The sequence below is a fragment of the Pirellulaceae bacterium genome (assembly GCA_029243025.1).
In the GTDB taxonomy this organism is placed as follows: Bacteria; Planctomycetota; Planctomycetia; order Pirellulales; family Pirellulaceae.
Map to the genome: position 1 here is coordinate 215,056 of JAQWSU010000056.1, position 23,278 is coordinate 238,333.

18 protein-coding genes are annotated in these 23,278 nt (G+C 53.4%); 16 read left to right on the plus strand and 2 right to left on the minus strand.

Going from position 1 to position 23,278, the window contains the following annotated elements; genetic code table 11:
- Positions 1-7 precede the first annotated feature (7 nt).
- The 15 genes from pabB to P8N76_28285 all read left to right on the plus strand — a co-directional run bounded on the left by pabB (position 8) and on the right by P8N76_28285 (position 14,637).
- A complete protein-coding gene (gene pabB / locus P8N76_28215; protein MDG2385587.1) occupies positions 8-1,465 on the plus strand; it encodes an aminodeoxychorismate synthase component I in 1,458 nt (485 codons plus the stop codon).
- A gap of 10 nt (positions 1,466-1,475) precedes the next feature.
- On the plus strand, positions 1,476-2,138 hold the full coding sequence (locus tag P8N76_28220) for an aminodeoxychorismate/anthranilate synthase component II (GenBank protein MDG2385588.1): 663 nt from the start codon (positions 1,476-1,478) through the stop codon (positions 2,136-2,138).
- An 11-nt stretch (positions 2,139-2,149) separates the two neighbouring features.
- Positions 2,150-2,722, plus strand: coding sequence for a DUF447 family protein (locus P8N76_28225; GenBank protein ID MDG2385589.1), 573 nt, complete (start codon positions 2,150-2,152; stop codon positions 2,720-2,722).
- Positions 2,719-3,744 carry a hypothetical protein gene (locus P8N76_28230; GenBank protein MDG2385590.1) on the plus strand — a complete coding sequence of 342 codons (1,026 nt, stop codon included), beginning with the start codon at positions 2,719-2,721 and terminating at the stop codon, positions 3,742-3,744. The genes P8N76_28225 and P8N76_28230 overlap by 4 nt, the downstream gene beginning before the upstream one ends.
- Before the next feature lie 237 nt (positions 3,745-3,981).
- Positions 3,982-4,692 (plus strand): pyridoxine 5'-phosphate synthase, encoded by a 711-nt coding sequence (locus tag P8N76_28235; GenBank protein ID MDG2385591.1) that lies wholly within the window; start codon positions 3,982-3,984, stop codon positions 4,690-4,692.
- 200 nt (positions 4,693-4,892) lie between these two features.
- Positions 4,893-5,783, plus strand: coding sequence for a 4-hydroxy-tetrahydrodipicolinate synthase (dapA, locus tag P8N76_28240; GenBank protein ID MDG2385592.1), 891 nt, complete (start codon positions 4,893-4,895; stop codon positions 5,781-5,783).
- The gene (locus P8N76_28245) at positions 5,783-6,490 is read left to right on the plus strand and encodes a PTS sugar transporter subunit IIA (protein MDG2385593.1); all 708 of its coding nucleotides are present in this window, start codon (positions 5,783-5,785) and stop codon (positions 6,488-6,490) included. Before dapA ends, P8N76_28245 begins: the two co-directional genes overlap by 1 nt.
- Before the next feature lie 46 nt (positions 6,491-6,536).
- Positions 6,537-7,298 carry a hypothetical protein gene (locus P8N76_28250; GenBank protein ID MDG2385594.1) on the plus strand — a complete coding sequence of 254 codons (762 nt, stop codon included), beginning with the start codon at positions 6,537-6,539 and terminating at the stop codon, positions 7,296-7,298.
- A gap of 148 nt (positions 7,299-7,446) precedes the next feature.
- Positions 7,447-8,817 carry a 30S ribosomal protein S12 methylthiotransferase RimO gene (gene rimO, locus P8N76_28255; GenBank protein ID MDG2385595.1) on the plus strand — a complete coding sequence of 457 codons (1,371 nt, stop codon included), beginning with the start codon at positions 7,447-7,449 and terminating at the stop codon, positions 8,815-8,817.
- A 49-nt stretch (positions 8,818-8,866) separates the two neighbouring features.
- A complete protein-coding gene (gene pgsA, locus P8N76_28260) occupies positions 8,867-9,445 on the plus strand; it encodes a CDP-diacylglycerol--glycerol-3-phosphate 3-phosphatidyltransferase (protein ID MDG2385596.1) in 579 nt (192 codons plus the stop codon).
- Between the two features lie 27 nt (positions 9,446-9,472).
- Positions 9,473-10,558 carry a CPBP family glutamic-type intramembrane protease gene (locus tag P8N76_28265; GenBank protein MDG2385597.1) on the plus strand — a complete coding sequence of 362 codons (1,086 nt, stop codon included), beginning with the start codon at positions 9,473-9,475 and terminating at the stop codon, positions 10,556-10,558.
- Positions 10,559-10,691: 133 nt separating this feature from the next.
- Positions 10,692-11,777, plus strand: coding sequence for a Gfo/Idh/MocA family oxidoreductase (locus P8N76_28270; protein MDG2385598.1), 1,086 nt, complete (start codon positions 10,692-10,694; stop codon positions 11,775-11,777).
- Between the two features lie 234 nt (positions 11,778-12,011).
- On the plus strand, positions 12,012-13,139 hold the full coding sequence (locus P8N76_28275) for a lipid A biosynthesis acyltransferase (GenBank protein ID MDG2385599.1): 1,128 nt from the start codon (positions 12,012-12,014) through the stop codon (positions 13,137-13,139).
- A gap of 107 nt (positions 13,140-13,246) precedes the next feature.
- The gene (locus tag P8N76_28280) at positions 13,247-13,570 is read left to right on the plus strand and encodes a Rieske 2Fe-2S domain-containing protein (GenBank protein ID MDG2385600.1); all 324 of its coding nucleotides are present in this window, start codon (positions 13,247-13,249) and stop codon (positions 13,568-13,570) included.
- A gap of 119 nt (positions 13,571-13,689) precedes the next feature.
- Entirely contained in the window at positions 13,690-14,637 is a 948-nt protein-coding gene (locus tag P8N76_28285; GenBank protein MDG2385601.1) for a GNAT family N-acetyltransferase, read from the plus strand.
- 58 nt (positions 14,638-14,695) lie between these two features.
- On the opposite strand, the gene P8N76_28290 is transcribed toward P8N76_28285, so the two are convergent.
- Positions 14,696-16,147, minus strand: a complete 1,452-nt coding sequence (locus tag P8N76_28290; protein MDG2385602.1) for a hypothetical protein — start codon at positions 16,145-16,147, stop codon at positions 14,696-14,698.
- A 4-nt stretch (positions 16,148-16,151) separates the two neighbouring features.
- Entirely contained in the window at positions 16,152-17,291 is a 1,140-nt protein-coding gene (gene ispG, locus P8N76_28295) for a (E)-4-hydroxy-3-methylbut-2-enyl-diphosphate synthase (GenBank protein MDG2385603.1), read from the minus strand.
- Between the two features lie 669 nt (positions 17,292-17,960).
- Here ispG and P8N76_28300 point away from each other — a divergent pair.
- A partial coding sequence (locus P8N76_28300) for an Ig-like domain-containing protein (GenBank protein MDG2385604.1) occupies positions 17,961-23,278 on the plus strand: 5,318 nt, incomplete at its 3' end.

Consider the following 23,278-nt stretch of genomic DNA (forward strand, 5'->3'; position numbering starts at 1 on the left):
GCCATGAATGCCCGCACCGCCTGAGCATAAAACGAAAACGGACCGCCCGATGATCAATGAGATTTCTCCGCCACCTTTGGCGGCGGAGGTTTTCGAAAGACTCGCCCGACTGCCCGGGTGCATCTTCCTTGACAGCGCGCAGACACATCCAGAACTTGGTCGTTACTCTTACGTCACTGCCGATCCATTCGCCACAATTCGAGTCCCCTCAGATTCGAAACATCCACTGCATCGCTTGGAAGCAGCGCTCAATCAATTAAGCTCGCACCGCGATCCCGAACTCCCTCCGTTTCAAGGTGGCGCCGCCGGTCTATTTGCTTACGAGCTTGGTCGCTCGTGGGAAACCATCGCGTCGCCCCGAACGGATGAGTTCCACTTACCCGCCCTGGCCGTTGGCCTGTACGACGTCGTCATCGCCTTCGATCATCAACAACAGCGATGCTGGATCGTTTCTCAGGGCTGGCCCGAGCGAGACGTAACGGCTCGTCGCCAACGGGCAAGTGACCGATTGGAGCAATTCAGGTCGGTACTCGATCAACCAATCGACGGCCTGCCCTCCCTTGCTAGCCACCGCCGCGAAACCATTTCCATTGACCAACAGAACCAACACCACTTGGTACATGTCCCTGGCAAAACGTCTCAAACTCCGACCAATCTGCTGAGCAATTTTTCTGCGAACGGTTTTAAACAAACAGTCGAAAAAGCCATCGAATACATTCATGCTGGCGATGTATTCCAAGTCAACTTGGCACAGCGTCTCATCCACCCGCAATCAGTCGATTCGGTTTCGCTTTACCAGCGGTTACGAGCTGAGAATCCGGCTCCTTTTGCTGGCTATTTCGACATGGGAGACTTTCAAATTGTCAGCGCATCGCCGGAGCGATTCCTAAAAGTCAACGATGGCAGCATCGAGACGCGTCCCATCAAGGGCACGCGACAACGAGTCACCGGCGCCGAAGCCGACCTGTTCACCGGCGACGAGCTAAAACAGAGTGAGAAGGATCTTGCCGAAAATGTGATGATCGTGGATCTGATGCGAAATGACTTGTCGCGAGTCTGCGATGACGAATCCGTGATCGTCAACCAGCTTTGTAGCGTCGAAACGTATCAATACGTCCAACACTTGGTCTCGTCGGTAACCGGCCAACTGCTTCCCGATTGCAGCCCGTTCGATCTGCTCCGCGCCGCGTTTCCCGGGGGCTCGATCACGGGTGCTCCCAAACTCCGCGCTATGCAGATCATTTCTGAATTGGAGCCGCACGCACGAGGCGCCTATTGCGGCTCCCTCGGATACTTGACCTGCGATGGCCAGATGGATCTGAGTATACTGATTCGCACGATCACGGCCGGAGGTGGTTGGTGGCAACTCCCGGTCGGCGGCGGAATTGTTTCTCAATCGGAACCCACTCAGGAGTACGCCGAAACCTGGCACAAGGCAGAAGGGCTGTTGCGAGCCATTCTGTGAATCGCAAATTATGATTTTGTTGATCGACAATTACGATAGTTTCGTCCATAACCTCGCTCGCTATCTGCGGCGAATGGGATCCGACACCCTTGTCGTCAGGAACGACAAGATTACAGTCGATTGGATTCAGAACAATGAAATCGAAGCCATTGTTCTCTCACCCGGTCCTTGCACACCTGCTGAGGCCGGCATGAGTCTTGAGATCGTCGATCGATTCTGGAAAACAATTCCCCTGCTGGGCGTCTGCCTAGGCCATCAAACGATTGCCGCCGCGTTTGGTGCGTCGATTATCCGGTCAACGGCTCCGATGCACGGACGGGCCAGTCAAATTCATTGCCAATCATCCGACTTGTTTGATGGACTTCCCAATCCGCTCACCGTAGCTCGATATCACTCCCTGGTCGTGGACGAATCCACGTTACCCGACAAACTTCGAGCTACTGCCCACGCGCGCGACGGGACGCTCATGGCCGTGGAACATGTGACTCACCCAATCGTCGGCTGGCAATTCCATCCTGAATCCATTCTGACCGAATCGGGTTATGAGTTACTGGCGAGATTTTTTCATCGGGCTGGCATGCGAGTGCCCAATCCTTTGCCGAACATGGAAACCGAACAACGACGCATGACACCAGCTCCAATCAGCTGGACGAATCACCCGATCACTTTTTAGGGAGCAGGCATTTGATTCTGGAAGGCATTGTCACAACGCTCAACGATGATGGGCAGGCCAACGTTTCCCCCATGGGGCCAATCGTTGATCGTCAAATCCAAGAATTAAAGCTACGACCCTACCAGACCTCCCAAACCTACCAAAACTTGAAACGCCACGGCGAGGGAGTGTTCCACGTAACCGACAATGTGGCGATGCTGGCCCAATGTGCGATCGGCCCCATCACACCGCCCCCCACATTCATCAAAGCCCCAAATATAAGTGGCAAAATCCTGACCGACGCTTGTCGTTGGTATGAATTTCGCGTTCTTGATTTGGATGATACTCAACCGCGCACCACTATCCGCTGTGAGATTGTCGGCCATGGTCGACAGCGGGACTTTTTCGGCTTCAATCGCGCCAAACACGCCGTGCTCGAGGCCGCCATCCTCGCCACGCGTGTTAACCTGATACCTCAGGATCAGATTGAGTTCGAAATGAAACGACTCCAGACGTTGATCGAAAAGACCGCTGGTGATCAAGAAAAATGGGCATTTGAGTTTCTAAGGGATTACGTCCACAATAAGACAACGCTCAAACCGTGAATTTCGAATTTCGACGCTGTGAGGGAGCCACGATTAGCGCTAGCGATACGATGAACTGCGGACGCATCACGATTTCCGCCCCTGCTCGACTCCATTTTGGCTTGCTGTCGTTTGGTAATCCCAACGTCAGACAGTATGGCGGCGTTGGCGTCATGGTCGACAATCGATCGATTTCGCTGGCGGCTGAACCCCACACGAATTTCATGGCCGAGGGACCTTTGTCGGAACGAATCGCGGAATTCGCGCAGCGGTGGAAACAATATTACGAGCTGGAATTGCCCCATTGTCGACTGCAGCTCTTGCACGCACCGGCTCAACACGTCGGTTTGGGGGTGGGCACCCAACTGGCCTTATCCGTCGCAACTGTTTTGCACACGTTGCGCGGTGAAGCTGTTCCTGAAGTACCGAAATTGGCCCAGTCGGTAGGTCGCGGCCAACGATCGTGTATCGGAAGTTATGGATTCTCGCGAGGTGGATTGCTGTTTGAATTGGGTAAACAACCCGAGGAGACGTTTGCGACTTTGGCGGATCGGATCGAATTGCCGGAGAGCTGGCGGGTCGTACAAATTCGCTCCAATCTTGCGACGGGAATTTCGGGACCAGTCGAAACAAAAGCTTTCAAACATCTTCCCGCGGTCCCCGCCTCGACCACTCAATCTCTCATCAATGAAGTCACCACATCGATGCTGCCCGCTGCGAGATGCGGCGACTTTGACCAATTCAGCGAGAGCGTCTACCGATATGGTTTCCAGGCTGGTCAATGCTTTGCAGAACAGCAAGGCGGCCCGTTTGCAAATCGACAACTCGAATCCTGGGTCGCAGCAATTCGCAAGCAGGGCTTCGCCGGCGTTGGCCAAAGCTCCTGGGGACCGACTTTGTTCGTATTTCAACCCAGCCAGGATGACGCCCTGGCATTCATGAATTGGTTTCGACAGAAATTCGATGCGGGGACCGAAATAGACCTCACAAGCTCCAGCTTTAACAATCGTGGTGTCGAAATCCAAGTCCTGCATGCAACCTGAAAATCACAGGTCGTAGAGATTCATTCCAAGTGAACCCGAACAGCTCTTTTCGTGTCAAACGCATAAACGCAAGTCCAGCCGACGAGTATTAATTGTCGCACCATGCCAGACCATGCCAGACCATGCCAGACCGTGCCAGACCGTGCCAGACCATGCCAGACCATGCCAGACTAGGACAGCTCGGACAGAAGGCTTAAAATCTGAGAGTTACCAACCCTTTATTGAATGAGACATTTGATGGCAGAACTCGGTGTAAACATTGACCACGTGGCGACCGTTCGGCAAGCGAGAAAAACCTATGAGCCGGACCCCGTCTGGGCGGCAACCCTAGCCGAACTTGGTGGCGCCGACAGCATTACCATCCACCTCCGTGAAGATCGTCGGCATATCCAAGACCGTGACTTGCGGATCCTGAGAGAGACCGTCACGGTCAAATTGAATCTAGAAATGGCCTGCGACGCAGAAATCGTACGTATCGCCTGTGAAGCGACCCCAGACCAAGTAACCCTCGTCCCCGAACGACGGGAAGAGGTAACGACAGAGGGTGGCCTCAATGTTGTCGGACAGCCTGAGTCGGTGATCCATGCCATCGAAAAACTGAAATCTTCGGAAATTCTCATCAGCCTATTCCTCGACCCCGAACCCAATCAGCTCAAAGCAGCAAAGGAACTGGGGGTTGATGGGGTAGAACTCCACACGGGGCCCTATTCGCTGGCAAAACCCGATGACCATGCGGGCGAACTGAATCGGCTCGTCGAATCAGGCAGGTTGATTCGTGAACTGGGAATGACGCTCCACGCCGGTCATGGCTTGACCTACCGCAACGTGCAACCCGTGGCAGGGATTGACGACATGTGCGAGTTAAATATTGGCCATAGCATCGTGGCAAGAGCACTGATGGTGGGGATGCAACAGGCAGTTCGGGAGATGAAAGATCTAATCGTCTAGCAACGGCTCCCGTCTGCTCCGCTCAGCGCGTGCCCCTTCGGGACACCCACCTGGCGGACCGAGCCCACCGGGCTGAGTTCCAGGAAGCCGAACCGAGAGTTTCGACGACTCCGTCTCGCCGGCCCTTTCCCGGTCTAGTCAAGTGTCTTATCATGGCCGCAGGATTCCAATGACATCTATCCAGGAATGCAGGCAGCGTTATGACACGGAAAGGCTCTGATTTCGCCGGTTTATCGGTCGCATTGGTAACCCCATTTGACGAAAACAACAAGGTCGACGTCCAAACCTTACGGCAACAAGTCGAGTTCCAGATCGCAGCGGGAACGACTTGCCTCTGCCCGATCGGCACGACAGGTGAATCCCCCACACTGACTCCCCGAGAGCACGAACAGGTCATCTCGGAAGTTGTGCAAGCGGCAGCCGGGCGAATCAAGGTCATGCCTGGTACCGGCTCCAACAGCACGGCAGAGGCACTACGATTCACCAAATGGGCGGCGAGTGAGGGGGCGGATGCCGCTCTCATGGTTGCTCCCTACTACAACAAGCCCACTCAAGAAGGGTTTTATCAACACTACAAGGCCACCGCCGAAGCAGTGGACATTCCCATCTGCGTTTACAATATTCCCGGTCGGACTGGCAAGAATATTGAACCCGATACGATCGCCCGTATGGCCGAGATTGAAAACATCACCATGGTCAAAGAAGCAACGGGCTCGATGGACCAAGCGTCGCAAATTCTCGCGACCACGAACCTGACGGTTTTGAGCGGCGACGATAGCATGACATTACCGTTAATGTCGGTGGGAGGTGAAGGAGTGATCTCCGTGGTTGGCAACATTGTTCCCCGAGACATGATCGAACTGCTGCAAACCTACCTGGCAGGCGACTTCGTCAAGGCCCAACAACTGCATGCACGATTGTTCACCCTCTGCCGAGACCTTCTTTCGCTTTCAACCAATCCAATTCCGATCAAGTCCGCCATGCAGATGCTCGGGCGGGACACGGGTGCGTTACGACTGCCGATGACCTCTCTGGACGAGCAAGGACAAGCAAAACTGCGAGAGACCTTGACCGGTTATGGATTACTGTAATGGCCGAAAATGACTTTGATATCGAAAGCTTGGCTCGCTTCCTGCACATTTCTCCGCAGCAGGTCGACCGTTTAGTAACACGTGGTCGAGTCCCCGGTCGGAAAGTCGCGGGGCGATGGCGGTTTTCTTCCGCCGAAATCCATCATTGGATGGAAGAGCGGATGGGACTGCTCGAAGACGGCGAATTGGTACAAGTCGAAGGCGCCCTTGCTCGCGCCGACAACATCGCCACCTCGGAAGTTTTACTTCGTGAGATGCTCAGCGTCGACACGATCGCTGTCCCGTTGAAAGCCAAGACCAAAGGCTCGGTGATCTCTGAGATGGCCAACCTGGCCGCACAATCAGGCATGCTTTGGGATCCCGACAAGATGGAAGAGGCAGTGCGAACGCGCGAGCAACTGCAAACAACCGCGATGGAGTCCGGCATCGCGCTCTTGCATCCGCGTCGTCCGCTTTCGAATATCCTTTCGGAACCGGTGCTGGCAATCGGTGTTTCCCACCAAGGAATTCCATTTGGCGGTAGCCGTCGCTTAACAGATTTATTTTTTCTCATCTGCTCAACCGATGACCGCGGACACCTACGCACTCTAGCAAGATTGAGTCGCCTGATTGCAAACGAAGATCTTGTTACCAACCTCCGTAATGCGGTCGACCAAACCGAAATCCATGAGCGAATCAGCCAGGGAGAGGCCGACCTAAACAATTAGCGGATCTGCCAAGGGTCGTTTCGAAAGCATAACGAGCGTGAGTTCCATGTCGCAACGCGTGCTATTAATTGGCTGCACCAACGAGCCTGAATTTCGGGCCATGTCGGATTGGCTGCAGCAGAATCTTCAACTGACCACCGTCGATGATATGCGATCGATACCGCCTGATTTGAGTCAGTTTGACCTGATCCTGATCGCGATGTCATTGCGATTCCAATTCAGCCTCGAAGCCATTCAGCAACTGCGGAAGTCAGTCCCCCTCGCGAGAATCTGCACGATCGTGGGGAGTTGGTGCGAGGGTGAAACGCGCAGCGGCCAAGCATGGCCTGCCGTCGAACGCATGTATGTCCACCAAGTGGTCGCACGCGCGATACATGAAAACTGGCAAGAACAGATCCCCAGCTTTCCATCGACCTTTAGCAATGATGAATATTGGCTGGCACGCGGCAACCAGTCTCGTACACCTTGCCCCATCGACGAGGGGATTCTCATCTGCAGTCGAGATCACGAATCGGGCAAGGCCTTAGCCCTTGCCTGCCAACAAGCAGGATTTCGAACGTCGGTTGTGCGCCCCGATACGTTTGGTACGCACGAGAAAATAGGAGTCGTTCTTTACGACGCAGACCGAAATCACCAGCAGCGCCTCGAGCAGATTCAAAAATTGGCGAACGGCTATCCGGCCGCCCGCATCGTGACCTTACTGGAATTCCCCCGGCATGACGAAATCAGCCAGATTCGAGCGGTTGGCGGCCATCAAGTGCTCGGCAAACCCTACGACATTGACGATTTGGCTGCCTGCTTAAGCTAGATGCCCAACCGGTGGCAGTCTGGCAACTCCCCCCATCAGATGGCTGACTGTCACCGCCCCTCGTGAGAGTCCCTGCCGTTTGCTAAGATGGTAGCTTCTGTTGAGCTACCATTCTGCCCCTGCAGTCACATTCTTGGGAATATTGCCTTTGACCACCGCACAATCATCGATCAACGCAAACTCCGCCAAGGGAACCTATGCGTTCATCAGCTTAGGTTGCCCGAAAAACCTAGTTGACAGCGAACGAATGCTGGGGCTCCTACAACTGGATGGATACCAACTGGTGCAAGAACCGGATGGAGCCGATTTTGTGGTGGTGAACACTTGTGGCTTTATCGAAGCGGCGCGTGAAGAGTCGTTTTCGGCCATTCACGAAATGCTGCAGCTCAAACGGGAAGGTCGCACACGAGGAGTGATCGTTTCTGGCTGTCTCGCCGAGAGACAGAAAGATGACCTATTGAACAGTTGCCCGGAAATTGATCATTTGGTGGGTGTGTTTGGGCGAGAGGAAATCACCCGGGTGGCTGATCGCCTGTTAGGGGATCTCGAGGAACAACGAACTGTATTTCGTCCCGCCGCAATTCGGGCCCTCCCAGACACTGACCGACTGCGCATCACGCCCAGACACTTCGCCTATCTCAAAATCTCGGAAGGATGTGACCGACTCTGCACCTTTTGTGCCATTCCGAAGATGCGGGGCAAGCATGTGACCAAACCGATCGAGCAGGTGATCCATGAAGCCCGCCAGCTTGTCGATGATGGCGTCCGCGAATTGATTGTCGTCGCCCAGGACACGACCTACTACGGCCTTGACCTTTATGGTCGTCCCCAGTTGGCCGAACTGCTCAAGCAACTTGACGCAGTCGAAGGTCTTGATTGGATTCGCTTAATGTACTTCTATCCGATGTACATCGATGATGAGCTGATTGAAACACTGGCTAACAGCCAGCGGATTGTCCCCTACCTCGATATGCCGCTGCAGCACATCAACGACACGATGCTCCGCCGAATGTCACGAAAAGTAACTCGAGCACAGACAGAAGAGTTGCTAACCAAACTTCGTGACAACATCCAAGATCTCGTACTTCGCACAACTTTCATCACAGGTTTCCCCGGCGAAACGAATGAACAGTTCGAAGAGCTTGTTGAGTTTGTTCAGCAGCAGCGTTTCGAGCGGATGGGCGTTTTCGATTACTCGCTTGAACCGGATACGCCAGCCGCTCAATTACCCCATCACATTGCGGCAGAGGTGATGCAGGCTCGACGCCAGCGACTAATGGAGGTTCAGCAAGAGATTTCGCACAACTGGAATCTGCAACAAGAGGGTCGCCGAATGCAGGTGATCCTCGATTCGAGCGTGCCAGAGCAATCCAACGCGTGGGTCGGCCGCTCCAAGGCCGATGCTCCGGATGTAGATGGACTTGTTTACGTGACGGGTGAGAATCTTTCGGAAGGTCAAATCGTGGACTGCGAAATCGTGGCAGCCCGCGAATACGACCTGATCGCGGCAGCGCTGTAATTCGAACAGCCAATCAAATTCTTTCGATCAGAAAGCGTATCAAATAGCCATGGAATCAAAACCTCAGGGTCCTGATCCGTTCGCGATGACATTACCGAATCAGATCACGATCGCGCGTTTGGTCATCTCGATTCTGTTGTTCATCTTCGTTCCGCTCCAGCTTTACATACCCGCCTTGATCGCTTTCGTGGTCGCAGCGGGCACCGATTGGGTCGATGGTTATCTTGCAAGGAAGCATAACTTAGTGACAAAACTCGGCCGAATCCTCGATCCGTTCGCCGACAAGATCCTGATTTGTGGCTCGTTCATTTTCCTAGCGGCCGAGCCTGAATCCCAGATTCCGGCTTGGATGGCCGTGGTCGTTGTCGGCCGAGAACTGCTCGTGACCGTCTTGCGAAGCTTCATGGAGGAGCAGGGAGTCGATTTTTCGGCAAAGATGGCCGGTAAACTGAAAATGGTTTTCCAGTGTGCGGCCGTCGTGATGAGCCTTGCGTTACTGGCAACCCAACCGGAAATACCAACGTGGCTGAAGATCTCCACAAGTATCGTCGCTTGGATTGCCGTGATCTCAACCGTCTATTCTGGAATCGGCTACATCATTACAGCGGCTCGGCTGCTGCGTGGCTAACGCGGTCGGAAACTCGCAGGTGATTTCATGATCGAATGGCTCCTGTCGCTTCTAGTCGGTTTTGCGGTGGTTGGCATTCCTCTCAGCCTGTTTCTCTGGGTCTTGTGCTTTGCTCGAATGCAAAAGGGGCAACCGATCATTCCCTGGTCTCCCCGACGACGCGTCCCCTGGAATCTTCTCGATTTAATCGCGATTCTCTTTATTGGGCTGGTAGTCGTTTCCGGTTCAACTCAATTAATCTCCTCTACATTCGACCTCAACTTGGCAGAGATGGAGCTGGAAGATCTCCCTCCGAATCAGCAAATGCAGCTGCTGATTGGGGGGTCAGTTTCATCGGTCGCGGTACTCCTGCTGTCCCTCGCTTTCATCCGCATCCGTGCTCGGGCGAACCTTGCCGATCTGGGATTGAGCGGTGGTCAAATCGGGCAGGACTTATTGCTAGGACTGACGGGCTTCATAATGCTGGTCGTTCCCATGCTGGCGATCCAGCTGACCGCAACGTTTTTAATTCAAACTGACGAACGACATCCGTTCATTGATGTCATCCTGCAAACACCCGACATTCAGTTCTTAGCGGTAATAACCTTTGCGGGAATCGTTGTCGCACCACTGGCTGAGGAGTTCCTATTTCGAGTCATTCTGCAAGGTTGGCTGGAGCGTGTCATGATGGAATTCCGCTCCCCCCCTGCCCCTTCCTGCGACAGTCTACCTTTGAACCACGCTGGAGAGTTGGACTCCTTGGGAGCCGCAGCTTGTTCCACCGAATCCGACTTACCCATCCCCCTTGATACTCCCGTCACTCCGGATCCGATCCCCGCAGAACGCGTCACGAAGAACCCCGTAACCGCAGCGAATTGCGACGATGAAGATGATGCAGCAGAGCCCCAAGGACCCCTCTGGTGCTTTCCGATTCTGATTTCCGGCGTGATGTTTGGTTTGGCCCACCTGGGACAAGGTCCCGCCCCGATTGCTCTCATCTTTCTGGGCTGCGGACTCGGCTATATTTACCAGCGGACTCACCGCGTCCTTCCCTGCATCACCGTTCATTTCCTGGTCAACTTGCTGGCGATTGCACAACTTGGCCTTTATATCGGGCAACAAGCCAATCCGTGAACATCCCAGAAATCGACGGGAAACCAGTCTGGTGTCGCGGAGGTCGTGAATCCGGCTATAATCTGCCACCGTTGGCGTGAGATCATCACCCCCCACCTCAGCCCCCCGACAATTCGAGAAAAGGAATTTTGATATGGCCTTTGGCTTCGGCATCATTGGATGCGGCATGATTTCAACTTTTCATGCCAAGGCAATAAACGATATTCGAGGTACGAAAATCACAGCTTGCTTTGATGCCTACGAGCCATCCGCAGCACGGTTTGCAAAAGAGAACCAATGCCGCCAGTATGCGAAACTCGAAGAGATGCTGGCTGACGACGAGGTGGATATCGTCACGATTTGTACTCCCAGCGGAGCACACATGGAGCCCGCCGTTGCCGCGGCCAGAGCTGGTAAACACGTGATCGTTGAAAAGCCACTCGAAATCACTTTGAAACGGTGTGATCGAATTATCAAGGAATGCGAAAAGAATGGAGTTGTGTTATCTGCAATCTTCCCATCGCGATTCCACGAATCTTCCCAACTGATCAAAAAAGCCATCGACAAGAATCGGTTTGGCCAAGTCACGATGGGCGATGCTTATGTGAAATGGTTTCGGACGCAGGAATACTACGATAGTGGTGCGTGGCGAGGCACGTGGAAGCTTGACGGGGGCGGAGCGTTAATGAATCAAGCGATCCATAGCGTCGATCTGCTCACGTGGCTCATGGGGCCGATCGATTCGATCACCGCCCACACGTCGACCCTCTCGCACCAACGGATTTCGGTGGAAGACGTGGCCGTGGCCACAGTCCGATTTGCGAATGGCGCTCTGGGCGTCATCGAAGCCTCCACGGCTGCGTATCCTGGCTATCTTAAACGGATCGAAATCCATGGCTCGAAGGGAACAGCAATCCTGGAAGAAGAGGATATCAAAGTCTGGGACTTTGAAAAAAACACCAAGGCCGACAAGGCGATCAAACAGCGAATGGCTGGAAAAACTAAAACCGGTGGTGGGGCGTCGGATCCAACTGCGATTGGACATCATGGACATACTGCTCAGTTCAAGGATGTGCTGAAGGCGATCAAGTCGGGCGGAAGCCCGCAAATCGACGGCCCAGAAGGGCGTCGTTCCGTGGAGATCATCCTCGCCATCTATAAATCGGCAGAAACGGGCAAAACGATTGGGCTGCCACTCAAGACGGATCCGACGCTCAAAGCACGCAGCAAAGACAAATAAGTCGGAAACCAAGCTTCGGGAGATCGATACTGCCAACCAATGGACTCAGGCGATCCCAGCCTGAGTAAACCGTGCCTGAGCCCCGATCCTATCGGATCGCTCGCTGACGGCGAAGATGGGACAAGGAACGGAAGGTGCTGGCAGGGCTCTAGCGACGAAAGGAGCGGTTTTCATCTTTTCCAGCGGCCGCGATCGTGGCAAAATCTCGCCAGGCGTGATCAGGAAGCTGGCTGCGTGGAAAGGGCCGCTGAGGTCACGCAACAGCAACACCGTGGCAAATCCACCTGGCGATCGCCCGGAAATTATCCCTGGTACAGTGAGAGGCGAATCGCGTTTGGCAACATGGACGCTGCAAAAAAAAAGAAGAAAAAACGAAAACGTGAGAATCGCGTTCAGGATTGGCTAGTTTATCTAGTGCTTCGAATCGTGATTTGTGTTGTTCAAGCGCTTCCGATTGACTGCTGCGCCCAAATCGCTCAATTCCTCTCCTGGATCTGTTATGACTGCCTCAAGATCAGACGCAGCACGGTAGATGAGAACCTGCGTTATGCTTTCCCGCATTATTCCGCAGAAATGAGGGACCAGATCGCCCGCGGGATGTGGCAGCACATTATCCTGATGGTTTGCGAACTGGCCCACATGCCCCGCAAGATCCACGACACGAATTGGCGTAGTCACGTCTCCATGTCGCGGGCTGACATGCGAAGATTCGTAAAATACCTGCTCGACCAACGACCTGCCGTCGTGGTTTCTGGCCATTTCGGAAATTTCGAAGTCGGTGGAATCATCGCTGGCCTACTGGGTTTTCCAACATTCACGGTCGCAAGACCATTGGACAATCCTTACTTACAGAACTTCATTACGCGTTTCCGTGAGGGAACGGGGCAATTCATGCTGGATAAGCGGGGGACTGCGATCCAGATCGATCGAGTTCTCCATGCCGGAGAAACGCTGGTGCTGTTAGGCGATCAAGCTGCAGGTCCCAAAGGCTGCTGGGTTAATTTCTTTGGTCGCCCTGCCTCATGCCACAAGGCGGTGGCGCTCTTTTCACTGGTCAATCGGGCTCCCATGTTGTTGGCCTACAGCAAACGGAACCGCCAACCTTTGCAATTCGAGGTCGGAGTCTCTGCTTTGTTTGACCCTCTCACCGATGAGATTGCGGGGGTGAAGCAATTAACGCAATGGTACAGTGACCAGCTTGAAACGATAATTCGCACAGATCCGTCGCAGTACTGGTGGTTACACCGACGCTGGAAACAAAAAATAGCTCGCAGGGGAAAGCGCCGCCAAGATCCCCCAGGACCGGTTCCACCTCACCGCGAAACCACCCCAAAACAGCGGCCGAAGATTGATGCTTCCTGAGAGATTCACGAATCGATGATCCGTTGAGAGTGATCTTTCGCTATGATGAGTGTGCACGAACCTCCGAAAGAACCTCAAAGTCCGAATACCCCCGAGACAACTTTTTCATGAGTGAATATATTCGTGTGGCTCAGTGTTCCGATTGCCCACCGGGACATGGGATTGAAGTCGTCGCCAGCGGTCGCATGATCGCCCTATTCAACGTCGACGGCCAATTCCACGCTCTCGACGGGGTCTGCCCGCACCAGGGTGGTCCTTTGGGCCAAGGCGAACTCTGTGGCACTATCGTGACCTGCCCCTGGCATGGTTGGCAATTTGATGTTTCGACCGGGCAACATCAGATCACCCCCACGATTTGTCAACCTCGATTCGACCTGAAGATCGAAAAAGATCAGGTGCTGGTTCGCGTCGCCGATTTGGATGAGAGTTGAATCATGGAACAGGTGTTTGTACGGATAGCGATTTTACTTTCGACCCTAATTCCCAGTAGCAACATGAAGAATCACAACAATTCAGCACAACTTACGGTGGTTGAAAGGTAAGTGGCACCTTGATTAGCTATCGCCCTTTCTTGAATTGTGATCCACCTGCTGTTTGCCAACTGTGGCGACAGCATGCCAACGTGATCGGTGTGATGCACCCGATGTCGGTAATGCTGTTGGAATCTTTTGTTCTCTCGAAACCGTATTTTGATCGCAACGGTCTGATCTTGGCATTGGATGATGGGAAACCGGTTGGCTTCGTACATGCTGGATTCGGTCCAACCACTCATCGCGATCAACTCTCAACGGATATCGGTACTACTTGCATGCTTGTTGTGCCCGAACATGCCGAACGAGAGCGTATCCAAAGCGAGTTGCTCCAACACAGCGAGAGTTATCTGCGTGGAAAAGGCGCGATTGAGTTACGAGCGGGAGGTGCTTATCCGAACAGCCCGTTCTATCTTGGCTTGTACGGTGGCAGCGAGTTGCCCGGCATCTTATCAGGGGATCCGCAAGGAAGTCAGTGTTTTCGACAAGCCGGTTACGAGGAGATCGAACGCTACCAGATCTTTCAGCGATCCATCACTCAGTTTCGCCCCCCCATTGATCGATCAATGATTCAATTGCGACGTCAATTAAAAGTCAGGCTTATTTTTGAAACCAATGCTTCCTCCTGGTGGGACGCCTGCATTTTTGGTCCGTCAGATCGGATTTTTTTCCAACTGGAAGCCAAGCGTGGCGGGACACCGGTCGGAACAGTCACCTTTTGGGACATGGGACCACTCTCCACACGTTTCCCAAGTTCAGCAATGGGGATGACCGGTTTGTTGATTGAAGATGAACACCGCGGCAAAGGATTCGAAAGTTTCTTGATTTCCGAATGCTTACAGCATTTGGCAAAATCCAACATCACGATCGTTCAGACGCAGACCAAGTCAAGCGATTCGGCGAGTCACGACGCCCTGCAAAAACTCGGCTTCGAACAGCTTGACCATGGCATTCTTTTCGGCAAATGAGTCCTGCCCAGTCAATCGGGCCCCAGTCAATCGGGCCCCAGTCAAGCTTTCAATGGAATTAGAGACCGAGGGAATCGTAGCTCCAGCGATCACTCGCTTGCAAGGCATTGAAATCAGGCCGCACATCGAAGCCAAATCCTACACATTGCAGAGAAGCGATTTGCAGTTGGCCATGCACAATGCGGGGGCGAACCAGATCGCCCGCTCCTTCGTAAAAATCGGGATGCCGGGCCAAAGCCTGTTGCTGCTGGTCAAAGGGCAAATAGGAGAGTCCAGGATGGTAGTGGTGCCCATTTCGCTCGACATGTGCCAGCCCTAAAGTCGCCACCAGACACAAATCGCTTTGCACCGGAATGATCCCCACGGTGCAAAGATCTTCCGCCGTCATCAAAAAACGATTGTTTCCCAACTCTCGATTGCGAACCCAAGTCAAACCAAGGTTTAACAGACTGCGAACGGGCCCCTTGCAGTTCTTACTGCTGACGCCCCGATAGCCAAGTTCAAGAGCATCTCGGTAGGCATTTCGTTGCTGATCGGATTCATCAATTATGACCGCTTTGTGCTCGCTCAAACGGCGAATTCCAGCAGTATGTTCTCGATCCAACGCGATCTCACGGGGAAGGGGTTGCTCAATCAACAGCGTGTTGCGCCACAACGTTTGCAGCTGGGAGCGCGACTGAATTTCTTCGATGAGCTGGTCAAAATCCGCCGGATCGGTGTATTGTTCATTTCCGTCCAGCGTGAGGCTGTAATCGTGGCCCAAGTGACGCTCCGCAATTGTCGCAATCGTTTCCAACCGGACCAAGTCAGTTTCTAAATCATTCCTCACTTTCACCTTGAAGTAGCGAACCCCCAACTGTTGAACGTACTGTTCGAATGTTTGCGGATATCCATCATTGATCCGGTCTTCTGCCGCAAGCTGAACATCCGTGAGTGGATCCGCCAAGCCAATGGTGTGTCGCACATACATTCGCGAAAGCGGCTTGGGAGGCAACCAGTCCCGGGGCTGACAACCGGCCAATTCCGGATGCACCAAGCGGGCATCAATCTTAAGATCATTCTGGCGAATCAGATCAGCAAAACTCAAACCGGCCAAGCGAGCCATCGCATCGATGATGGCCCGTTCAACAAGACTCACGGCAAAACTGGCTAGCAGGCCCGGCAAACCGCCTTGAGCCGCTTGTTGATGAACCCGCTGATCGACTCGTAACCAACCGTTGAAAAACGATTCGGGTTGATCGAATTCATCAGCAAATATTTGCGTGGCTTCCCGAATCAACGACAGCATATCGTTGATTTGCTGCTCGTAGTCTTTCGTGGGCGACTTATCGAACCAACTTGGCGGCAGACAATCACCGCTGTATCCAACTTCCGTCTGCCGTTGACATTCGATGGTTGCTTCCAGCGTCGCTTGGGGACACTTCGTCAAACAGGCTTTACCATAACGAAATGGTAGGCGAGTCGTTGAATTAATCAGCCCCAAGCGAGCCTCAACGAAACGGATTTGCATGCGTTCATTCGGATCGGCTTTCAATCAACTGATCCAACTCCAATTTGAGCCGATCAAGAATCTCATCGTACGGATAAGCTCCGATAGATTCTGGTCCGCGTTTGAGATTGACGTAGCTCGGACCACACCACAGCCCCAGATCGGCATCATCGGTCTCACCCGGTCCATTCACCCGGCAGCCCATCACGGCGATGGTGATGGCATGATCCTGAGCATACTGGCTCATCTGCTTGACCTTGGCCGCCAATTCAATGAAGGCTTCGTTTTCAACCCGGGAACAACTTGGACAGGCAATGATGTTGAGCGTGTCCACTCCGAAGTTCACCACCGACCGAACTCGACCCGCCGCAATATCACTGAGAATCTGTCGGCCTGCTTCAATCTCCTCGACCTTGCGATCGTTGGGGACCGTGAGTGAAACACGAACCGTGTCTCCGATCCCGCGGCTGATCAACTGTTCAAAAGCAATCCGTGTCTTAATCACCCCATCCGGTGGCAAACCTGCTTCCGTCACTCCTAAATGCAGTGGGACATCAGCTCGCTTTTCTGCGAACAAGCGATTGACTTCGATGACTTTCTGGGGATCAGAATCTTTGAGCGACACGCAATATCGGGTGTAACCAATTTGATCGAGCAACTCACAGTGCTCCCAGGCACTTTCGAGCATGGGGGAAATCGAATCACCTTCTTCGTAACGTTCCAGTTTGGCCGGGTCGACGCTGCCACAATTCACCCCCACGCGCATCGCACAATCGTTTCCCGCGGCAACATTCGCGAGATATCGGACTTTGTCTTGCCAGGGACGCTCTTTCTCGTGGTGATACAAATGGCCCGGGTTGTAGCGAATCTTGTCCACATGGGGAGCTACGTGCTCGGCTAAACGATAGTTTTCCTGCAAATCGACCGATAAATTCGCCTCCGTCTGCTTGCGAATCTCCGCTAAAGCTTCGGCATCCCGCCGACTGTCGACAGCAATTCGTACCACATCGGCACCCGCCTCATGGAGTGCTCGGACCTGGGCAACCGTCGCGTCTACATCCTGTGTGTGGGTGGCGGTCATGCTCTGAATGGCAATCTGATTGCCGGCACCGATGGTTGCCGAACCAATCTTTACAGCCCGAGTCGCGTGTCTTTGTATGCTCACAAATTCTTCCTCAGAGTTTCGAAGCGTTCATTGTTCCTAACCGTGCTTGGGCTGGCAATGTCACTCGCCATAAACAAACTCGAACCTCCGATACGAATCGGGATCGCCGATAGATCGCGACAGCGAGTAAGGATATTTAAACAGTTGGCGTAAGAAGCACAGAAAAAGTTGACTTCAAAAAGAACCCAGCTAAACTACCGACTGAAATAATTTGCCTGAAAACTCACTTGACTGACAACAGGAAGAACGCCAGTGCCCCGAACCGACACCCCAATTCACCCCCCAGAAAAAAAACGGAGCTGGGATCCTCCCGAGCGCTGGACCCATCAGCGGCTACACCAGGAGGCGCGCAGCTCCTTTTTTATGTACTTCAATCACGCGTCGAGGCGCCTCCGTCATCGGCTTCGCCAGACGAGCCGCCGCGTGCCATTCTCAGTCCGTTGGTAAGGGGGCGGTTGGTAAGCGAATTTCCCGATTCCCACGGCAGCAAATCGATACGGTCTCGAATGTTTCAGAGACGAAACAAAGAAATCGCTGGCGTTTGATGCAGGCCCCGAGTACGATCTCTTCTAGAAACTAACGGCTTTTCTGCGTTTCCCTGCTTTATCCGAACTTGATTTCGGAGTCCGCAACAATCTTTGTTCAGGCGACAGTTCAGATGGGTGATTCATGAGTCGGATTTTACGCGCCGGCATTCCCAAAGGCGTCCATTCAACTAAAAAGGCCGCACGTATCTCGACCTACTCCTGCCGAACGGAAACATTGGAAACTCGCCAGTTACTCGCCGGGGACTTGGTTGGACAGTGGGTCGCTGAGAATCTTGAGATTCCGAATGGTGCGGAGGTCCAGGCGTGGCCGGACGAAATCAACCAAGCGCCAGCCGGTCGCTCACTGGGTTCTGTCAAATTAACCACCAACCAGCTGGGTGGCCGCTCGGTCATGCGATTTGACGCTGTCGAAGGGGGTGACAACTTAATCATTTCGAGTTTCAACAACCCGCTGGGGGCCGCCGACGATTTTTCGGTCGTGATCGCTTTTTCGACGAATTCGCAGGAGTTGGTTGGAGAAAACAGCGAGTGGTTCAAAAATACAGGACTCGTCGACAGCAATTCCCTGGGCTTTGGCGACGACTGGGGTTTGAGCATCAATGCAGCCGGCCAAGTCGCCTTCGGCATCAGCGGCGGTTTTACTGGGGTACCACCGCGTACCGTCTACTCGAGCCTCAGCGGCATCAACGACGGCCAACTGCATATCGTCACCGCCACTCGGCAAGGCTCCGAATTAAGCCTCCAGGTCGACAATTTGGCAGCTGATGTAATTCAAGATGCCGACCCGAAAGTGCGTGCTAGCCTTGATGTTGCGCTCGGCAGTCTACTGCATCGAACAAATTTCTTCAGCGGCGACATCGCCGAAGTCCGCATGTACAACGGTCAATTGACAACGGACGAAGCGACTGTCGTCTACAATGAACTCTCTTCCTTTTACAACAACCGACCGCCCGTCTCGATCAGTGATCACTATCAAACCGATGAAGATCGCCCTTTGATCGTGGCGGCAGCAACGGGAGTCCTGGCAAACGACATTGACGCCGATCAGGATCCGTTGGTGGCCATCATTGACACGGAGCCGAGTCACGGCACGGTCAGCTTGTTGGAAAATGGATCTTTTTTCTATGTCCCCGAACGAAATTATTTCGGCACGGACGAGTTTACCTACCGAGCCGTTGATTTCCGGCCGTCGGATCCTCCCGCAACGGTGACGATCGAGATTACCTCGGTTCACGATGCACCGATTGCTCAAAACGATTCCTATAAAACCACACCCACGGAGCCGGTCGTGACTCCGTTTTTCATGAGTATCCTTTCGAATGACGAAAGCAGCGAAGGCTTGACACTCAAGTCAGAGCTTTCTCGTGACGTCACGAGCGGAGAATTGCAGCTAGAAAGCGATGGGTCCTTCCGATTTGATCCCCAGGGGGTCGCCGGAAACATCACGTTTGGTTATCGCGCGAATGACGGTATCGGGCTGTCGAACGAGGCGACCGTTACCATCGTGGTCAACACGCCTCCGTCCGCGATCGCTGATTCGTACGACGTGACAGAAGACGTACCATTCTCAGTCCCTGCCGACGGCGGCGTCCTGGCGAACGACCATGACGCTGACGGGAATTCGCTCACTCCCAGCTTAGGTAGGGAGCCTCGCAACGGCGTACTCACCTTCAACAGCGACGGCAGCTTTGACTACCAGGCCAATCCGAATTTCTTCGGCAAAGATGAATTCACCTACCGATTAACTGACGGCATTGACGAATCGGCAGAAGTCCTTGTTCAACTCAACATACAAGGCACGAATGACCCGCCCATCGCGAATCCCGATGGCTACTTTGCCTTGCCTGGCGATCTGCTTGATGTTTCCGCTGCTGCCGGATTACTCGCCAACGATACAGACATCGACAACCCACAAATATCCGCCGTTTTGGTGGAAGGACCACAAAACGGTGATTTGTCATTGAGAGCCGACGGCTCATTCCGTTACACGCCCAATCTTGATTTCAACGGGTCTGATCAATTCAAGTATCGAGCTGATGATGGGACAGACCAGAGCGAGGAGACAATCGTTTCCTTGCGAATCACCCCACAGCCCATCATTATCAGTGAAATAATGACGTCGAACGCGACGACGATCTCAACCGTTTTACGCACGGCTACTGATCAGGAATTTGAAGGCGAGACCCTTTCGCCGGACTGGATTGAGCTGCGAAACTTCCTCAGCACCCCACTCGACATCGGCGGAATGCACTTAACCGATGATCGTGATGTAACTGACAAATGGACATTTCCAGCTAATACGATATTGCCGGCGGATGGCTACCTGCTCGTCTTTGCCTCAGGCGAAAACATTGCGGATGCTAACCTCGATCAAAAAGGCATCTTGCATACGAATTTTCAGTTGTCGACTGATGGTGGTAGCTACCTGGCTTTAAGCGACAACGCGAATCGAGTCATCCACTCAACGGGTGAAAGCTATCCTGATCAACGCACTCATATTAGCTTTGGTGTTCCCGACGTTGATCCAACCACATTCGCTTATTTTCTGGAGCCAACCCCTGGCGCGGCCAATAAGGCTGGCTTAGCCACCTTAGTGAAAGACACAAGCTTCAGTATCGACCGTGGTTTTTTCCAGGAACCGTTCGACGTCGCCATCAGCACGGCGACCGAAGGAGCGGTGATTCGATACACCCTCGATGGAACCATTCCGACCTTAACCAATGGAAGCGACTACTCAAGTCCACTTACGATTTCAAAGACCACCACTTTACGTGCAGCCGCCTTCAAAGACGGCATGGTGCCGACCAATATCGACACGCATTCCTATTTCTTCGTGACGGATGTTTTGGGACAGACTCGCCAATCCACCATCGCTGCCGGATTCCCCGATCGATGGCGCAATCAGACGGCCGACTACGGCATCGACAGTGACTCACAATTACCGCGTATTGCAGGCGACAGCAATATGTCGCTATCCGACGCACAGGCCGCCATCGTTGAATCGCTCGAGGCGATCCCCTCAATGTCGATTGTGATGAATGTGGATGACATGTTCGGCAGCAAAGGCATCTACAGTAACCCCAATTCAGCAGGCTCCGCTTGGGAGCGACCAACATCCGTCGAATTACTCCACCAGGACGATACAACCGGTTTCCAAATCGACGCGGGCATTCGCATTCAAGGTGGAGCATTTCGCGGGTTCGGACTCACCCGCAAGAAATCGTTTCGCTTGCTCTTCAAGTCGGACTACGGCCCCAGCAAACTCGACTACCCCTTATTTGGTGCAGATGCCAACGCTTCGTTCGACACACTTACATTACGAATGGAGTCCAATGACGGCTGGCAATGGGACGGAGCCGGCGGCCAACCCCAGTATGCGCGCGATCAGTATCTGCGCAACACACAATTGGCCATGGGACAAGTTGCATCCCATGGACGATCCATTCACCTCTACATCAACGGCTTCTACTGGGGACTGTACAACATCGTTGAACGTCCGGACCAATCAATGGGCGAAGCCTATTTTGGCTCCGACAAATACAACTGGGACGGCATCAATTCTGGAACGGCGATCAACGATGACGGTGATCGATTTCGAAGAAATCGCACCCGAGACGCATGGTCAACCATGCAACGCATGGCCCGGGATGTTGAAAAAGCAGATACGCAAGCCGAGAAAACTGATCTACTGATGAAGATTCAGGGCCTCAATCAAGACGGCACCGAGAATCCCGATCTGGAGGATTGGCTGGACATCGAAAACATGATCGACTATCTGTTGATCAACTATTACGGGCACAACAGCGACTGGCCTTTCAAGAATTTCTATGTGGGTCGTGAAAACAGCCCAGAGAGTACGGGCTTCAAATTCTTCATGTGGGATGCAGAATGGTCATTGCTACTGCGAAGCAATGTTCGAGGCAACAATGTCACCGCGAAGTCGGGAGTCGCCGTTCCTTTCCAATCGCTTCGATCCAGTGACGAGTTTCGCGTGATGTTTGGCGACCAGGTACAGAAACACTTTTTCAATGGAGGTGTATTCTACGTTGACCCGGAAAATCCAGACTGGGACCCCGAACACCCCGAGCGCAACGTCCCTGCCTCGATGTACGCTGAGTGGGCGGATCAAGTTTATCCAGCATTGATCGCCGAATCAGCTCGTTGGGGTGACCAACATCGTTCAACACCACGTACGCGAGACAGCGACTGGCAACGCGAATACGACCGCATCATGGAAAGCTGGTTCCCCCGTCGATCAGCAAACATGATCGATATCTATCAGGATCTTGATCTCTTTCCGAAGCTGGCCACTGCCTTGTTCAATCAACGCGGTGGTGCAATCGATCGACAATTCCCCATTGAACTGTCAGTGGGCAAAGGCAACATCTACTACACAACCGACGGATCGGATCCTCGACTGACTGGCGGCGAGATCAGTCCGACGGCGATTCGGTACGAGCAGCCATTTAATCTCTTAGCTAACACAAAAGTCAAAGTCCGTGTCTTGGACAATGGAGATTGGTCAGCAATCGACGAAGCCGACTTCATCGTCGATGCGATTCCCGCGGATGCGACTAACCTACGAATATCCGAATTGCACTACCATCCGGCGAATCCCACCGACGCCGAAAAAGCCGCCGGACACAACGATACAGACGACTTTGAATTCATTGAATTGGTCAATATTTCTGATCAGACCATTGATTTATCCAACATCGAATTCAAAAAGACAATCGTTGACGCCGAGTCGGAAGGGATTGACTTCGCATTTGCAGACGGGAAACTCCAGCAATTGGCACCAGCCGCACGTCTGGTCGTCGTTGAAAACCTCGAAGCGTTTCGCTTCCGCTATGGAGACCAAGTCCCTGTCGCGGGCAGTTGGTCTGGCGGCTTGAGTAACCGGAGTGAAACGATCACCGTCAAGGCGAATGATGAAGTCGTGCAATCTTTCCGCTACGAAGAGAGCTGGCACGAAACGACGGATGGCGCGGGGCCGAGCCTCGAAATCATCGACGCTGCCAATCCCAACTTAACCAGTTGGGGACAAGCCGCAAGCTGGCGTCCCAGCGCCGCCAACGGTGGCTCGCCGGGTACGGCAGAAGTCACGCGCGTGATTGGGGATTCAAACGCAGACGGCATCTTCAATTCCGGAGACCTCGTCACCGTTTTTCGAGCTGGAGAATATGAGGATAATGTTCCCGGCAACTCCAGCTATGCCGAGGGCGACTGGAATGCAGATGGCGATTTCGATTCTGGGGACCTCGTGTTCGCTTTCCAAAACGGAAATTATGCCAGTGACGCGACTCCCTTACTGGCCTCGCCCCAAATCGCTGCCGCCCTGCTGTGGACGGAAACGGATCACAAAAGCAACGTTGCTCAAGTGTCAAACGTAATACTCACAGCCGATCGGCAAACGACCAACGCCCGACAGTTGCCGGA

Excerpts from the sequence above, each read along its gene's own strand:
- pabB (MDG2385587.1), top strand. The coding sequence starts at position 8 with ATGCCCGCACCGCCTGAGCATAAAACGAAAACGGACCGCCCGATGATC.
- P8N76_28220 (MDG2385588.1), top strand. The coding sequence starts at position 1,476 with ATGATTTTGTTGATCGACAATTACGATAGTTTCGTCCATAACCTCGCT.
- P8N76_28235 (MDG2385591.1), top strand. The coding sequence starts at position 3,982 with ATGGCAGAACTCGGTGTAAACATTGACCACGTGGCGACCGTTCGGCAA.
- dapA (MDG2385592.1), top strand. The coding sequence starts at position 4,893 with ATGACACGGAAAGGCTCTGATTTCGCCGGTTTATCGGTCGCATTGGTA.
- P8N76_28245 (MDG2385593.1), top strand. The coding sequence starts at position 5,783 with ATGGCCGAAAATGACTTTGATATCGAAAGCTTGGCTCGCTTCCTGCAC.
- P8N76_28250 (MDG2385594.1), top strand. The coding sequence starts at position 6,537 with ATGTCGCAACGCGTGCTATTAATTGGCTGCACCAACGAGCCTGAATTT.
- pgsA (MDG2385596.1), top strand. The coding sequence starts at position 8,867 with ATGGAATCAAAACCTCAGGGTCCTGATCCGTTCGCGATGACATTACCG.
- P8N76_28265 (MDG2385597.1), top strand. The coding sequence starts at position 9,473 with ATGATCGAATGGCTCCTGTCGCTTCTAGTCGGTTTTGCGGTGGTTGGC.
- P8N76_28270 (MDG2385598.1), top strand. The coding sequence starts at position 10,692 with ATGGCCTTTGGCTTCGGCATCATTGGATGCGGCATGATTTCAACTTTT.
- P8N76_28280 (MDG2385600.1), top strand. The coding sequence starts at position 13,247 with ATGAGTGAATATATTCGTGTGGCTCAGTGTTCCGATTGCCCACCGGGA.
- P8N76_28290 (MDG2385602.1), bottom strand. The coding sequence starts at position 16,147 with ATGCAAATCCGTTTCGTTGAGGCTCGCTTGGGGCTGATTAATTCAACG.